This is a genomic window from Flavihumibacter solisilvae (assembly GCF_000814475.1).
GTDB classification, from domain to species: Bacteria; Bacteroidota; Bacteroidia; order Chitinophagales; family Chitinophagaceae; genus Flavihumibacter; species Flavihumibacter solisilvae.
In genome coordinates, this window is sequence record NZ_JSVC01000028.1 from 18,009 (window position 1) to 33,676 (window position 15,668).

Here is a 15,668-nt window from a genome sequence, read left to right on the forward strand (position 1 = left end):
AAGTTTTCAGGCGACGCTGCCGGCTTTGGTGGCTTCTTTTACCTCGATAAGTTTGCCGCTCTTCACATCATAAATGTACCCGTAAATTGGGATGTCTTTCGGTACCAGTGGGTGGTTGCGGATGCGGTTCACATCATCCACAACGCTTTGTTCAAGATTGGTGAAAGTAAGGAAGGCAATATTGGCAGCTTCGGCTGAACCACCATTCTCTTCCACGTTGCGCCAGCCTTTGTCGTCCACTGTTGCTGTTTTAAGACTTTTCGCCAGCAGGCCACGCATGATATCATCTGTGAATAACTGCATGCCGCAATCGGTATGATGGATCACGAACCATTCATTCGTACCAAGAAGTTTGTGAGAAATAACCAGCGACCGGATAGCATCATCACTTGCCCTTCCACCCGCATTGCGGATGACATGGGCGTCGCCTTCAGCAAGCCCTGCATATTTTGCAGGATCGAGGCGTGCATCCATGCACGTTAGGATGGCAAATTTTCTGCCTGGTGGAAGTGGGAGTTTCCCTTTTTCACCGAAATCTGCTGCGTATTTTTTGTTGGCGTCCAGGACCTCCTTATGGACCTGGGATGGAGTAGTGGAGGACTTTGACATGTAGGAAGATTTAACTCTATTAAATTTATAGAGTTATAGGAAGAATTCAAAATGGAAATTTGGGGTGATTCGCACTAAAGCTCTATCCCGATTTTCTTCATAAGAATGCTTGCATTCATGCTCTTGCAAACGCCTTCCTTGAGCCGGTAGTCGAAGTACAACTCTTCACCGGAGACGGACACATCAAAGTGGTAATTCCGGATTGCTTTGGGGTAGTCTTCCACGAGGCTGGTGAGCGCGAGGTCATGAGTGGCGAGCATGCCGCAGGCATTATGCCGGATCAGTTGCATCACCAGTGCGCGGGAACCGGTATGGCGGTCGTGGGAATTGGTGCCGCGAAGGATCTCATCCAGGAGAAGGAACACTGGCTCAAAGCGGTTGACGGACTCGATGATTGACTTCAGTTTGCTGAGCTCGGCATAAAAGGTGGAGGCGTTTTCCTCAAGGTTGTCTGCGATCCGCATGCTGCTCATGATCCGCATGTTTGAAACAGTTAGTGTGCTGGCACAAACCGGCGCTCCGCACATGGCAAGTACTTGGTTCACCCCGATACTCCGCAGGAAGGTACTTTTCCCCGCCATGTTAGATCCGGTGATCAGCGCGATAGCCGGTTTCCCGGATGTGCTGAAATCATTGTTAACGCGCGTGCTTTCAGGGATAAGCGGGTGACCGATTGACGCACCGGAATAATCGCCCTGTTCCTCTGTAAGTACCGGGAAGGTCCAACCCGGGTGGTTGAACGCCAGCCTCCCAATACTGTTTAATGCCTCCATTTCCGCCATTGTTTCGAACCATTTCCCGATATCGGCACTATGAACGCTTTTCCATTTTTCCAGCGATAAAACCTGTCTCAGGTCCCAAAGCAGGAAAGTATTCAGTGGCAGGAAGACCAGCGGGTTGAGTCGGTAGTCGAACCGGTCAAGGATCTTCCTTAACCCGGTGATCGATGCTGATGCAGCGGGTTTGCCTGCCGGATGCAGCTGCTGCTTTAATGTAACGAGCTGGTCAGCGGAGAAGGAAGAGGATTCAATCCACCTGAGTTTTCCGGAAAGGGTATTGAGTTGTGGAACGATCTTGTCCAGGGCCTGGTATTGAGGAATCACCATTTTGGTGATGCTGAAGGCGATGACTACGAACACCAGAACCAGCAGGTAGAACAAGGGTGCTGACATGAGTCCGGCGATATGCATAACCAGGCATGCCAGCGAGATGAAAGGAAATATGGCTGCGAGAAGTTTCCAACCTGTTTTGGGAAAGAATTCAGGGCTTTTGGAAAGCCATAAGCCCAGCTTTTCTTCAATACTCCGGCCTACGGGTTCCTGCTGACCGATAGCCTGGTAATGAATACCCCATCCAGGTTCATTGGAAAGTTCGAGTGCAGCTTTTTGCCTTGCTTTGATAGCGGCGTTTGGTGCAGGTGACAATAGCCAGGAAGCGAAATGCCGGTGTCCCTGCTCACTAGTTGTCCGGTGAATGTATTGGAACAGGGATGCGCGACCGAAGATGTCAAGATCCGCACTGTATTCATGTTGCCTGGGCGCCAGGTTATCACCGTTATAGCGGTTACTGAAACGATGATTGCCGATTTCCCGTTCTTCCTGGTGGATGCGGATAAGCGCGGAAAGCATGTTGACCTGGTCCTGTAATCGCATGCTGTAATTCAGCAGCGCAAGAAAGATGGCTATGGCTGCAATTCCGATCAGCAATGCGCTGCCGGTCTCAGGCCATACGGTGACCACGCCCCAGAGCCCGAGTGCAAATACGCCGACGCGGGTCCAGCCGATTGTATTTTTCCGGCGGGTGATATTTGCTTTTTCTTTTGTTAATTCATCTTCGTGTTTCAGGTAGAATGCTTCCCTGTTGCTTGTGCTCATGGCCTGAAATTAGTATATTTGCAGTTCACTCTCTGGGGCTGTATTGGCTTCGACAGCGTAGATCTTTGAAGGTGTAAGCATGTCGTGCGTTGGATAATTAGCACGTAAATCTGAATATTCAAACTTCAAATGGCAATACACAGTATGCCATGGCTGCCTAATCAGTGATTAAGTAGTCATTAGGGCCGCGAGAGCAGGTTGTCCTGTTACCAAGCTCCGCCGCCGACTCAAAAACAAACACAGGATGCTGCGACCGAAGGCTGTGACGGTTGCAAAAGACTATCCAGCTAAGGAATGAATCGGTTTGTTGATTCCCTGTTCATTCCCGACAAATAATAATCAAATAAGCATGTAGAAAGCTTTTGGGGAATATGTTTGGACGAGGGTTCGACTCCCTCCAGCTCCACTTTTATCAATTAATTGCCGTTAACTACGGTCAAAAAAGCTCGCAAAACTCAGTATTTGCGGGCTTTTTGCTTTTTAGCCTATCAGCACTTTACCCGCTTTTACTGCTAAAGTTCAGTGAGTCATTCAGTGAGTTCATTGTGAAACATTACCAGGACTCACTAAGCTTAACGTAACTCGCTATTTATTAACGATTTATAAGCCATTTTGTCGCGTTTTTGATGGCGTGACAAAAGTATTTTTAAAACATAAAAAGCTCGGTTATGGAAAGGAGTTTTGGGCTACTGTTTTTTTTGAGAAAATCAAAAAGCAAAAAGGAATTACCTACTGTTTATATGCGTATAACTGTAGATGGGGAGAATGTTGAAATCAGTGCAAAAAGAAAATGTGACCCTACGAAATGGAACGTTTCATCTGGAAGAATGAATGGGAAGACCGATAATGTACGTGAGTTTAATGCCTTTTTGGACTTGTGTCAACACAAGGTTTATGAAGCAAAACGGCGTTTGATGGAGGTTGGTCGAATTGTAACTGCTTCAAATATCAAGGCACATCTTATTGGCAGGGAGGGCAATAAACGGAAAATGATTTTGGAAGTTTTTCAGGAGCACAATGACAGGCTTAATGAACTTGTTGGTTCCCAATTTGCACCAGCAACCATTAAGCGCTACAAAACATCCATTGGACATACAAAGGAGTTTATTAGCTGGAAGTATAAAGTGGCCGACCTTCCTATCACAGAGCTTAATTATGAAATGATCAACGATTTTGAATTTTGGTTCAAGAGTATTCGAAAGTGCGATCACAACACCACTATGAAGTATCTCGCTAACTTTCGTAAAATAGTCAATCATTGCGTTAAAATGGGTTGGCTGCAAATTGCCTGTCTTCAAAACCTTTCACTGCAGCCTGGGCACATGCCTGTACAGTCTCAAACCGCAGGTCGAGGAAAATATCTTTATACGTCGCATCAGTGTTATAGTTACCCTTCAGAAGCGCTTCATATCCTTTTTTCCCTATATTCCAGATGGATACATTACCGTTAGCAAACTGGCGGCTGTAACGTTCATTGATTGTCGCCTTGGCAGCCTTCACAATATTCGCATTATATGCTCCGGCAAGTCCGCGGTCGCTTGTAATCACAATCAAAAGCACCTTTTCAACTGCTCTTTCTGTAGCCAGTACACCTCCCACCTCACCCTCGGAATTGCTCACGATATTGCTCAGCATTTCCTGCAGCTTATTGGCATAGGGACGCATCTGGATGATTGCATCCTGTGCCCGGCGCAGCTTCGCTGCACTTACCATTTTCATCGCTTTGGTGATCTGCTGGGTACTTTGAACGGATTTGATCCGGTTGCGGACCTCTTTCAGTGCTCCTGACATAGTAAATACTCGAAATTTGCAGCAAAGGTAAACTAACATGTTTGCCTCGAAGCACGCTCATACACAAACCCACACCGTGGGTACACGAAAATGGAATTCCACAGGCTAAACAAGCAATTCAATACCTTCCCTACATACGGTATTTCCGCTTGCAGCTAGTGACCGCTTACGGTAGATTTTCAAAATCAGTCGCCAAAGCCAAATCATATATTTTGAGACCAGATTCAAGCATTGAGGCTGATTTTGCTCAAAATCTGTAAAGCTATATCCGTATAAGACGCGAGAATGCCTCCTTTCATTACAGTACCCCGCATAGCAGGGTTGGCACGTTATGCATCGGCGTCAAGGTTACAGTCACTTTCTCAAGTGATTTTTATTAGTTATTTATAAAAGATCCTCAGTATTCAGATTAAATAGCATCGGTTTCTACTTTATATCGATCGCTGTTTCGGCAATCAGGCGCAGGACTTCAGTGATTTTTGAATAATCATAGCCTTCTATCTTTGTCCGTTGACTCAAAAATTCTCGTTTGTATTCGTCCTTAGCAATAAGTGCTCCGTGATAGGTTTGCTGATCAATATTAAAATTTGTCCACCGGACTTTAGGATTCAAACCTGTATCCAGGCAGCATTCAATAGCAGCAGCCTTTCCATAATATGCCCGCTCGGTTTAATACAATAGTCCGAAGGGACGTAGCATGTGATCCTGGATAGTCGGATCATCGAACATTCTTACAAGAATATGGGCCTTGTAGAAGTCACGCTCATCATGAATCCTACAATCATCAGCACTTGCACTTTCATTAAGATCGATAATTAGCGGACGAAGCCCGTCGAGTTTTATTCCCTTGTCTTTTGCCGCCCGAAATAAGAAAGGTTTGCCCTGTTCCAAGAACAACGTCTTTTCTGGCTTTGAAGACTCTTTAGTGAAAAATTCAAATGCAGCGCAATCAGTTTTTGTGCTTTACCTCGCTAAGGCTTGACTGATAGGGGAAAAATTTAATTTAAAAAATATTTGCAAGTATCAAAGATTGTGTTCATATTAGTAAATAGATTAGTAGCGCATAGGTATGTGGGTTATACTTTCAGCAGATAAAAACCTCACTCTTATGAATTTTTCTACCAGACCTGAATACAGGTCAGCGGCAGTAATTTACCGCGCACCTTCCTCAAATAAACAACTTCCTCTTAAAATTTATGACTAGCATTTACAATCATTAAGCGCATCGCTTAGTGACTGCCAAGTGTTTGTTATTGGGTAGTGCTACTATCCTCAAAGGAACTTTATTGTCCATTCCAAGCGTCATTCTATGCGCTATCGACTTATTATTTTTTCTGTTTGCTATTGCTTGTTTGTCTTCGTCACTCAAGCTCAGGAAACAACACGCCTCGATAGGCTAATTGCATTTCCAGACAAATTGAATCGTTCCCTGCAGGAGCAGCAACAGAAAGTGCAGGTGGGATTGGATCGGCAAACTGAAAGATATTTCCAAAAGCTGTTGCGCCAGGAGAAGCGCATAAAAAGAAAGCTTGGGAAAAGTGATAGTTCACTTGCAGCATCTATCAATCTTGGTAGCGACTCCCTATATCAATCTTATTTGCAACTCGCGCGTGATCCTGGGCAAACGATTATTAGTGGAAGTAACGTATACAGTGGTAGAATGGATTCAATGGCTACAGCTTTGAAATTTATGCAACAACAACAGTTATTGAAAGGGCTAAATGCTGATCAATACAAGCAACTGGTTGGTCAATATGGAAAACTAAATGGACAACTTACTCAGACCGAACAGCTTCGGCAGCTGGTCCAACAAAGAAAAGCGTTGCTAAAGGAGAAGTTGCAGGGATTGCCAGTTGGGAGAGCTTTCACACGCTACAAGAAGCAAGCGATTTATTATCAACAACAACTCAATGAGTACAAAGCAGCTTTGGAAAACCCTGCGATAATGGAACGTAAGGCGCTTGAAGTTTTGAGTAAAGTGCCTGCGTTCCGCAAGTATTTTGACAGGTTTTCTCAATTGGGGAGCATGTTTCGCCTTCCGGGTCAATTGGATGATCAGGATCCGGCTACATTGATTGCGGGCTTGCAGACCAGACAGAGTGTATTGGCGGATTTGACAAACCGTTTAGGCGGAAGTGTGAATACGCAACAAGCTGTTGCGTCGGGCTTGCAACAGGGACAAAGTCAGTTGTCTTCCCTAAAGGAACAATTAAACAGGGTGTTGCAAAATGGCGAGTCCACCGATTTGCCAGGGTTTACTCCAAATCAGCAAAAGACAAAGAAGTTTATACAACGTATAGAAGTCGGGACAAACCATCAAAGTACCCGCGCTAATGGCTATTTCCCAACAACCTCTGATCTTGGTTTGAGCCTTGGATATAAGCTCAATAACAAATCCGTCATCGGGGTAGGGGCATCCTACAAAGTTGGATGGGGTGAGAGCATCAGAAAGGTTCGAATTACACATGAAGGAATGGGCATACGCACATTCATCGACATGAAACTTAAAGGAAGTTTCTGGGTAAGTGGCGGCGGCGAGTGGAATTATCGTACCCGGTTTGAAAGTCTGACAATACTAAAGACGTTTAACCAGTGGCAACAAAGTGCTTTGTTGGGTGTGCAAAAGCGTTACCGTGTTAGCAAAGCGCGAGGAACTGCTTCTCTTTTATATGATTTTTTGTGGCAACAGCAAATTCCACGTACACAACCCTTATTGTTCAGAATTGGCTATCAATTTAAATAGTTACCTATCTATGAAATTATTCATTCGATTAAATCTTGTATTGACCTGCTGCTTATTATTTTCTTTACAGCGAGGAATTGGTCAGACAAATCCTTTTAACGAAGTATCCATTGCTTCACCAAACGCTGCGTCCCTTGGCAAATTTGTCGATGTTCCAGTGAATAATCACACCGGGCTTCCACAGGTTAACATTCCCATTTACACAATCAAAGATGGGCCTATTGAGTTGCCGATTTCTTTGAGTTACCATGCGGGTGGCCTGAAAGTTGCCGAGCCTTCGAGCTGGGTTGGTGCAGGCTGGGCATTGAATGCAGGTGGTATGATTACCCGAACAGTGCAAGGTATACCGGATGAGAGACTGACAGGGTCTGCTGTTTCCGTAAATAATGGAATGGCAGCACATTTTACTGACTATGGGTATCACACCTATATTAACCTGGATGGGAACGAAGCAAATAAACCTACGGTAAAAGACTTTGCAGACGGAAAGGCTGATGGCGAGCCGGATATGTTCACGTTTAGTTTTGGGAAGTATTCCGGTAAGTTCATTTTTGGGGAAGATCGTACTCCAATATTATTGCCCGAACAAGATATCAAAATCGAGTATACCTATAATGGCCCGGCAATTGGCATAAGTATAGAATCATTCAAACTTACTACGCCAGATGGAACGCAATATTTCTTTGGGACAACTCCAATTGTAGGTGATGTTGATGCAATTGAAAAAACGCGCATCAGCACTGCGCAGGCTGGTCTCACGCAAATCGGGGCTGTCTCTTCATGGTATCTATATAAAATACAGTCCGCAGATGGCCAGTTTAGTGTCACACTTAATTATGCCCAGGAATACTATGCTTACCATACTGTGTCTATGAATCCATTGCGCAATGACGAAGTGGGGCAACAGGGTAAGCTATTCTACCGGATAGCTAAGAACTTTGTAAATGGACTTCGATTGTCCTCTATGGTCTGGTCAAATGGTACAGTGAACTTTATTGGAGGCGCCCTCAGGCAGGATTTGGCAGGCACCACCTTGACTGATCCAACTGACGAAATAAATACCTCAGCTCGGACTCTTGACGTCATCGAAGTCCGGTCTAATAATAACCAACTATGTAAAAAAATTAGGCTGAAACAAAGCTATTTTGTTGATAATTCAACCAGCCTTTCGAGTAAACTGACCTTCCTGTCCATTAATACGGATAAATATCGTTTAAAACTTGATAGCCTGCTAGAGTATTCATGTGACAGCACCCTGCAGATACCTGCACACAAATTTGAGTACTACACTGAAAAAGTACCTCGTCGGTTGTCATTTGCACAAGATCACTGGGGTTTTTATAACGGGCAGGACGCTAATCAGGACCTGATCAGCACTTATACGCTTGATAATTTCAGTTCTGTTTCAATGGGAAATCGCGAACCTGCATGGCCAGCCATGCGGGGAGGAACGTTAAAAAAGATTACTTATCCAACAGGTGGGACACACGAATTGGTGATGGAGCCACATGATACCTGGGTAAGTTATCAGAAGTATAACGAATCTCAAATTCAGTCGGCAACCTTAGGGTTTGGCAATTCCGCTACTACTTATACAAGCCCAATATTTTCAATTGGCTCAAACTATTATAAACTGACTGCAAGCTTGTCTTCTTCTGAGTCTACTCCAGGACAGGTAATCGCCAGTGCAAAGATTTTGCAAGGTACCACTACTATTAAAACCATTACCGTTGATTATAACAACCGATCCGGTTCTGCATTTTTTACAGTACCGCCGGGCCAATATACTTTTCAAGTTACATTATTGAATCGTAGATCCACTGAAGGATTTACAGGTACATTAAAAGAGCTCGTGCCTTATCAATATGAAGCAGATGTAACAGTTGGAGGCCTAAGGATTGACACGTTAAAAGTGTCTGATCAACCTGGAAAGGAGATCAAAACAATATTTACCTACAAAACAAGTGGTGAAATTAATAAGTCGTCTGGAGTTTTATATGCCCGGCCAACTTATGTGCAGGTTATTCAGAATGATGAAGCAATGTTTACCCCCGTTATTGGAGGTGGTGGGCAGGTAGTTGGTTATGAACCAAATCCATGTAGTCCGAACGGATGCAGAACCTGTGATATAGGTGCAACACGAGGTTATTACATTTCACCGGCACCAATAAGGCCAATGGAATATTCCCAGGGACAGCATATCGGATATAACGAAGTTAAGGTTGAGAAAACGGGAAATGGCTATAGCATATTCAAATATTTCAGTTCGGATATATGGGACCTGAACCATGATGATATTGCCTACAAGAATGCTAATATATCCAGTTCATGTCTCATCGCAACCCCAGATTACCCTGAAGCTCCGCCTACAATAGATTGGAAACGTGGAGATATTAAATATGAAGGTCATTTTGATAATAGTGGGAACTCGGTTATGGAAATGGACTATTTACAGGATTATCTGGACGATGAGTTGTTAACGCCTGCCATCATTCCATACTATTGGATGGAGAATGGGGTAGGAGGAAGCCTCACAAACATGATTATAACCACTAAATACACAATTAAGACAGCAAAAAAAATTAAAACTACCACCACTACGCGAACCATCATGCCGGGAGGGATGGTTCAAACAACCACAAATATTACTCATATAAGTAGTAAATGGCATAATCAGCCAACCCAGCAGATCCAGATTTCATCAACCGGGGACACTCTGAAAACTTTGCTTAAATATAGTGCCGACTTGATGCCATTGAGTTGCGATACTTTAACCAGTTGTGTGCAGCTATATAACTCAGAAGTTGGATACGTGGAGGGAACCTTCAATAGTACGTTTCCCACTTGCCAGACGGATCAATGCCGCTATGAGAAACGGAAGGATCGTGCAATGGGTCTGTTGACTGTACGCCGGACTTATATCGAGCGGCGGAAGAATAAATTCACATTAGTTGGTAATACTTTTCAGACCAATCTTTCCAATGCTATCGGTGCAGCTACAACAGAGTTGAAGCCTATTTACGAATTAAATCGATTAGGCCAAATTAACATGATAGAACAGTTGGATTTTTCTGGTGGTAAACTTACAACAGGCACCTACATTCAACACGCTTATACCACCCAAAGTCCTGTATATGTTTTTCCCAACAAATCCTGGCAGATCAACTTACGCACCTCCAGTTCTAGTTTTTCTCAGGTTTCAGTGAGTGGCAACAATTTAATGAAGGACTCACGATATGCTGAAGAGGATAATATGCTTATGGAGCAGGGAGCGATGCTTGAGTTGACGGAAAAATCAGGTATAAGTCAATCTTATATTTGGGATCAAACGCGCAACTACCCGACAGCGGTCATCGGTAACGGGAAAATGAATGAAGTTGCATATACATCATTTGAAGATAATGCGGTCGGAAATTGGTCTTATAATGCTGGATTGGTAACAACTTTTACACCACATACCGGCAAAAAGGTATATAACATGAGTGCCAGTAGTCCAATAGGTAGATCTGGCCTTCAATCAACGCAGACTTATTTTGTCAGTTACTGGAGCCGTAATACGTCAGCGTCGTATACGATCTCCGGTACGGTGAGTGGATATCCAATTGGTGGAGCAACAATCAATGGCTGGAAATATTACGAACATAAGGTCACAGGTGTTACCTCAGTTTCGATTACGGGTACCGGGTATATTGACGAAGTGCGATTGTATCCAACTCAAGCAGTTATGAAGACATTCACGTATGAGCCAGCCGTTGGTATGACCAGTCAGACTGACGAAACCAGTATCAGCAGTTTCTTTCAATATGACTCACTTGGTCGACTGCTATTTATTAGGGACAAAGACCAGCGAATTTTGAAGAAATACTGGTATCAATATAATGGTCAAGTTCAAGCCCAATAACCTTAACCTGCGAAATTACCTATATGTCAAGCAAGAATATCTGTTGGATTATAGCGCTTGTATGCAGTCTAGTGTGGTCCGTAAATAATGTCTATGGACAGTACAAGCCTGCGCCTTATTCAGCTTCTATCCCCTTAAACTACGTACGTACATGGGAGGCTTTATCACCTCAAACTGATTCAAATGCGATAAACAGTCGACCGGTTAAAGAAGTGAAACAAACCACACAGTACCTGGATGGAATCGGACGGCCTTTACAGACTGTTGTTCGGGAAGGTTCCTTTATAACGGGGGCATCTTCCAAGTTTGATTTTGTGCAGCCACAGGTGTATGACTCATTCGGACGTGAAGGAAATCAGTTCCTGCCATTTGCTGCTACTTCGCTGAACGGCAATTTTAAACTGGATCCGTTTGATCAACAGGCGACGTTCTACAATACCTCAAATGCCAATGGTCCCTTGAAAGGTCAGTCAGAAGATTTTTTTTATAGCAAGTCAGTTTTTGAAGAATCTCCCTTGAACAGAACAACACTTGCTATGCCAGCAGGAGATAGTTGGGTGGGAGCGGGCAAAGGTGTTGAGACAAAGCACTGGTTTAATACGACGACAGATAGTGTGCGGATCTGGAACGTGACCAATGATGCAACCCAAGGAAATTTTGGCAGCTACACAACTTCCGGGATATATGCACCTGGTGAGCTTACCAAGAGTGTGACAGTCGACGAACATGGTAAGCAGTTGGTAATCTTTAAGGATAAAGAGAATTTAGTCATTTTGCGTAAAGTGCAATTAACGGGCACGACTGATAATGGATCTGGTAAGGGACATGCTGGTTGGATGTGTGCGTATTATATTTATGATGATCAAAATCAGTTGCGAGCTGTTGTACAACCGGTTGGTGTAGATTGGTTGAAGTCGAATAGTTGGAACCTCGGTAATACAAACATACTTTCAGAGCAAACATTCCGATATGAGTACGATTCCCGCAAACGGCTCATCGTAAAACAGGTGCCGGGCTCCCAATCGGTTTTTATGATTTATGACAAATGGGATCGTATAATATTGTCGCAGGACGGAAGACTTAGGGGTGTGAACCAATGGATATATACAAAATACGATAATCAGAATCGTCCAATTGTAACAGGCTCTTATACAAATACGACGACTACAGGGCAGGCAAATATGCAAGCTTTAGTAGACGGTTCAGGGCTGGGCCGTCATGAGAATTTTACTGCCGGGGCTACTCAACCGCAGTATACGATGAACCTGACATTTCCTGTCGTCACATCCGGCTCGGCATATACTGCCAATTATTATGATACTTACGATTGGACGGCCAACTTGAATCCTAATTTCAAGACAAGGACAACCGCCTTTGATGCTGAGCTGGTAGCCCAAAATCTCGCTAGTTACCCTGAGCCTTTGACACAGTCGTTTCAAACGCAGGGTAGGCAGACGGGCGTTTGGAACAACATCTGGACTTATACAGCAATGATATATGATGATAAGGGGCGTATTGTTCAAACCCGAACCCGGAACATTACAGGTGGTGTCGATACGTTGACAACACTATATTGCTTTAATGGTCGTGTCGCCGTATCCGTATTAGCCCACCGCAATAACCGCAATGCGCAAAGCCATCGACTTTGGACAAGGGCGACTTATGACGATCTTTGGCGGCCAACTAAGACGGAAAAGAGGCTGGCCAGTACATTAGTTAACGCATTTGCAGTGTCAGCCTGGAAGACAACCGTGGAAAATAATTATGATGCCTTAGGGCAACTAACAAAAAAGCAGTTTGGGGCCAAATCCACGGGTGGCAGCTTGGCCATATCGGATTATGAATACAATATCCGTGGCTGGCTTTTATCAGTTAACAAAAATTACATTACAAAGGCTACAACGGATACCTTGGACCGGTATTTCGCAATGGAATTGGGTTACGATAAAGCCGGTAGTCAAAGTTTTGGTCCGGCGCAATTGAATGGAAATATGGCCGGAACTACGTGGAAATCCAAAGGAGACCAGGTGGTTCGCAAATACAATTATACTTACGACGCGGCAAACAGGTTGCTGAAAGCCGATTTCTCGGATCCGCTGTCCATGAATTTTGGGGTTATGCTGGGTAGCGGGTCCGATCCGGATCAAGCTTATGATTACAATGGTAATATTAAGCGGATGCAACATAAGGGCTGGACAGTAAAAAATGCTGGCAGGGTAATTGACGATTTGACCTATGACTATGGTACGAGCTTCAGCAACAAATTACAAAGCGTAACCGATTCAACGACGGAGAATTTTAAACTGGGTGACTTTTATGATAAAAACAAGTCAGGGAATGACTATGTCTACGACCAAAATGGTAATCTCTTGGAGGATAAGAATAAGAAAATCGGTCAGATTACCTATAATTTTCTCAACCTTCCAGAGGTCATTACAGTAAAAAATGACAACGAAACAGTTAAAGGTACAATTGAATTTTCCTATGAAGTGTCGGGATATAAATATGAAAAAATTGTTACTGAAAAGAACGATACGATTGTGTATAATGGAATAACCTATTACTCTGACGTAGTTACCACTACTACATATCTACCAGGTATAATTTATGAGAGTAAAGACTACCTAAACAGTAGCTTGAACCCGCTTGACTATACCGATCGTTTACAGTTTATCACACATGAAGAGGGGCGGATAAGATTAGAGAGAGCCACGACTTCGAACTGTCCTGCGCAAAATGACCGGTTCCTTTTTGATTACTTCATTAAGGACCACCTGGGTAATACCCGCAGTGTCTTAACTGAACAAAAAGAAGACAATTGTTATATCCCAATAACTCTAGAGCCACAACGCCGCGCAAACGAAGATCAGATAGCAAAGATCCGGACGGCTCAAATTATTTCCCAGTCTGTCGTGAACGGAGCAGATACTGTGCGGTTTGAGCATAATTTGTACAAGGTTCATGGTGGAGAAGACAGTTCCCGGACAGGGCTGGCTATGATCCTGAAAGTAATGGCAGGGGATGAGATAAAAATGCATGTTCAGTCTATCTACACCTTGCCGGGTGGTACTACTTCTGGTATTAATACAACTGTTCTGACGTTGACCGAGTTGCTGTCCTCTTTTGTCGTTAGTCCTGTGATGGGAGGGAAGGGGCTAACTCAACCTGCCATGGAAGGATTTAATCCGATGGGTTTTTTCCAGGCAATGAATAACAATCGGACCCAGGGTTCAGATCGTCCAAAGGCCTACCTAAATTACCTATTTTTTGATGACCAGTTCAAATTTACCGGACAGGCAAATGCCGCTTCTGTAAATGGATCTGGAGGTTCGACCAATGCTATTTACACCCACATCAACCAGTTCGTTACTTCTCCCGTCAAAGCAAACAGAAATGGTTATATCTATATATTTGTGAGTAACGAAAGTAATATTCCTGTGTATTTTGATAACCTGAATGTGACACATACACCGGGAGCAATTTTAGAAGAGACGCATTATTATCCGTTCGGATTGGAGATGGGTGCGATAAGTTCCAAGGCAGCGGGGAAACTGGACAACAAATACGAATACAATGGCAAGGAAAAACAGGAGAAAGAGTTTAGTGATGGAGGTGGGCTCGAATGGTATGACTATGGGGCAAGAAATTACGATCATCAAATTGGTCGTTGGGGAGTAATTGATCCGCTGTGTGATAAAATGCGACGCTGGTCGCCTTACAACTATGCATATAACAATCCAGAACGATTTATAGACCCTGATGGAATGAGTCCTCAGGAGCAACAGAATAATGCAAATGTGAACGATGAGGAGAGAATGGTTAATTATGTAGATGTCGTTGATAAGTCAGGGAAAAAGATTCGTATTTGGGATTATGTAGATGATGATAGTGGATCAGGAAGTTCGAACAATAATAATCAGGATCAGAATGGTGGTCAAGGAAACGAGAAAAATGGAGAAAAAGATAAGAAGGGAAATAGTCAGGCGGAGAAAAAGGTGATAATTTTAATTGTTGACGGGAAGGCTGTTAATAATAAAGATGTAGGGCACACCGCTTTACAAGTGGGCGATAATGTTCTTGGGTATTATCCAACAGGCGACTTAATGGGAGATGATAGGGGAGATATGCGTGTAGAATCTCGGAGTAGTTTTGACAAACGATATGCCCCTCATGGGGTCACTTTTATCACATTGAAAGTGTCTGAGAAACAGTATTCTACTATTGTAAATAATTTAATGAACTACATTATGGATCCTGGGCAGTATAATTTATTAGGTCTTCAATGTACCACAGTTACATGCGCTACATTATTGAATTCAGGCGTAAATCTTCAACAATCAAAATATTTGCCAAGTTCTGGGCCTATCGCAGGGCAGACAATTGTTTCAACTATTGGTACTTGGCCAACGTTGTCGCCAACTGAATTTAAGAATATTTTAAAACAGCAGGTCAACAGTGGTATCGTAGAAAGTGTAACATATTATAAATCAAAATAGAATTTGTATGATTAAGTGGTTACTGGGCATGTCAATTTTGCTTGTATTGATAATTAGTTGTAGTCGAGAGAAAAGAATTAAAAGGTTGTTGAATAGTAAGGAAGTTGATGAAATTATTCTTGGATGTGAAAAAGCCGGAAAGACAAAAGATGCCAAATACACAGATATTCTCTTGACTAATGCAGACGACCCACGAATTTCGACAAGTTTAGATCATAAAGGAGTTACTGTGTATCAAGCAAAAATGAATGCCC

Annotated in this window: 8 protein-coding genes, 1 other RNA gene and 1 pseudogene; 6 read left to right on the forward strand and 4 right to left on the reverse strand. The window is 43.4% G+C overall.

The features are described from left to right. Positions 1-6: 6 nt before the first annotated feature. Together OI18_RS21105 and OI18_RS21110 are read right to left on the reverse strand one after the other, a co-directional pair. The gene (locus OI18_RS21105; protein ID WP_039143763.1) at positions 7-609 is read right to left on the reverse strand and encodes a beta-class carbonic anhydrase; all 603 of its coding nucleotides are present in this window, start codon (positions 607-609) and stop codon (positions 7-9) included. 74 nt (positions 610-683) lie between these two features. Continuing rightward, the gene (locus tag OI18_RS21110) at positions 684-2,483 is read right to left on the reverse strand and encodes a MutS-related protein (RefSeq protein WP_039143765.1); all 1,800 of its coding nucleotides are present in this window, start codon (positions 2,481-2,483) and stop codon (positions 684-686) included. 34 nt (positions 2,484-2,517) lie between these two features. On the opposite strand from OI18_RS21110, the gene ssrA reads away from it, so the two are divergent. Both ssrA and OI18_RS25250 read left to right on the forward strand, forming a co-directional pair. Further along, positions 2,518-2,892, forward strand: a transfer-messenger RNA (tmRNA) gene (gene ssrA, locus OI18_RS24335). A 259-nt stretch (positions 2,893-3,151) separates the two neighbouring features. Further along, positions 3,152-3,715, forward strand: a pseudogene (locus OI18_RS25250) (phage integrase SAM-like domain and Arm DNA-binding domain-containing protein); the annotation flags it as partial. A gap of 31 nt (positions 3,716-3,746) precedes the next feature. Here the strand turns inward: OI18_RS25250 and OI18_RS25045 are convergent. Both OI18_RS25045 and OI18_RS21130 read right to left on the reverse strand, forming a co-directional pair. Further along, complete coding sequence (locus OI18_RS25045; RefSeq protein ID WP_082038076.1) at positions 3,747-4,274, reverse strand: F0F1 ATP synthase subunit gamma; 528 nt, start codon at positions 4,272-4,274, stop codon at positions 3,747-3,749. A 669-nt stretch (positions 4,275-4,943) separates the two neighbouring features. Then, entirely contained in the window at positions 4,944-5,165 is a 222-nt protein-coding gene (locus OI18_RS21130; RefSeq protein ID WP_152616910.1) for a hypothetical protein, read from the reverse strand. Between the two features lie 418 nt (positions 5,166-5,583). On the opposite strand from OI18_RS21130, the gene OI18_RS21135 reads away from it, so the two are divergent. From OI18_RS21135 to OI18_RS24930, 4 genes are all read left to right on the forward strand, one after another. Next, positions 5,584-7,017, forward strand: coding sequence for a hypothetical protein (locus OI18_RS21135; RefSeq protein WP_152616911.1), 1,434 nt, complete (start codon positions 5,584-5,586; stop codon positions 7,015-7,017). 10 nt (positions 7,018-7,027) lie between these two features. Further along, positions 7,028-10,918, forward strand: a complete 3,891-nt coding sequence (locus OI18_RS21140; RefSeq protein WP_039143776.1) for a hypothetical protein — start codon at positions 7,028-7,030, stop codon at positions 10,916-10,918. Between the two features lie 23 nt (positions 10,919-10,941). Continuing rightward, entirely contained in the window at positions 10,942-15,414 is a 4,473-nt protein-coding gene (locus tag OI18_RS21145) for a DUF6443 domain-containing protein (protein ID WP_039143778.1), read from the forward strand. A 7-nt stretch (positions 15,415-15,421) separates the two neighbouring features. After that, positions 15,422-15,668 (forward strand): hypothetical protein (locus OI18_RS24930; protein ID WP_039143780.1); only part of this gene is annotated, 247 nt, incomplete at its 3' end.

Coding starts and splice junctions, on each gene's coding strand:
- OI18_RS21145 (WP_039143778.1), top strand. CDS start 10,942: ATGTCAAGCAAGAATATCTGTTGGATTATAGCGCTTGTATGCAGTCTA.
- OI18_RS21110 (WP_039143765.1), bottom strand. CDS start 2,483: ATGAGCACAAGCAACAGGGAAGCATTCTACCTGAAACACGAAGATGAA.
- OI18_RS21105 (WP_039143763.1), bottom strand. CDS start 609: ATGTCAAAGTCCTCCACTACTCCATCCCAGGTCCATAAGGAGGTCCTG.
- OI18_RS25045 (WP_082038076.1), bottom strand. CDS start 4,274: ATGTCAGGAGCACTGAAAGAGGTCCGCAACCGGATCAAATCCGTTCAA.
- OI18_RS21135 (WP_152616911.1), top strand. CDS start 5,584: ATGCGCTATCGACTTATTATTTTTTCTGTTTGCTATTGCTTGTTTGTC.
- OI18_RS21140 (WP_039143776.1), top strand. CDS start 7,028: ATGAAATTATTCATTCGATTAAATCTTGTATTGACCTGCTGCTTATTA.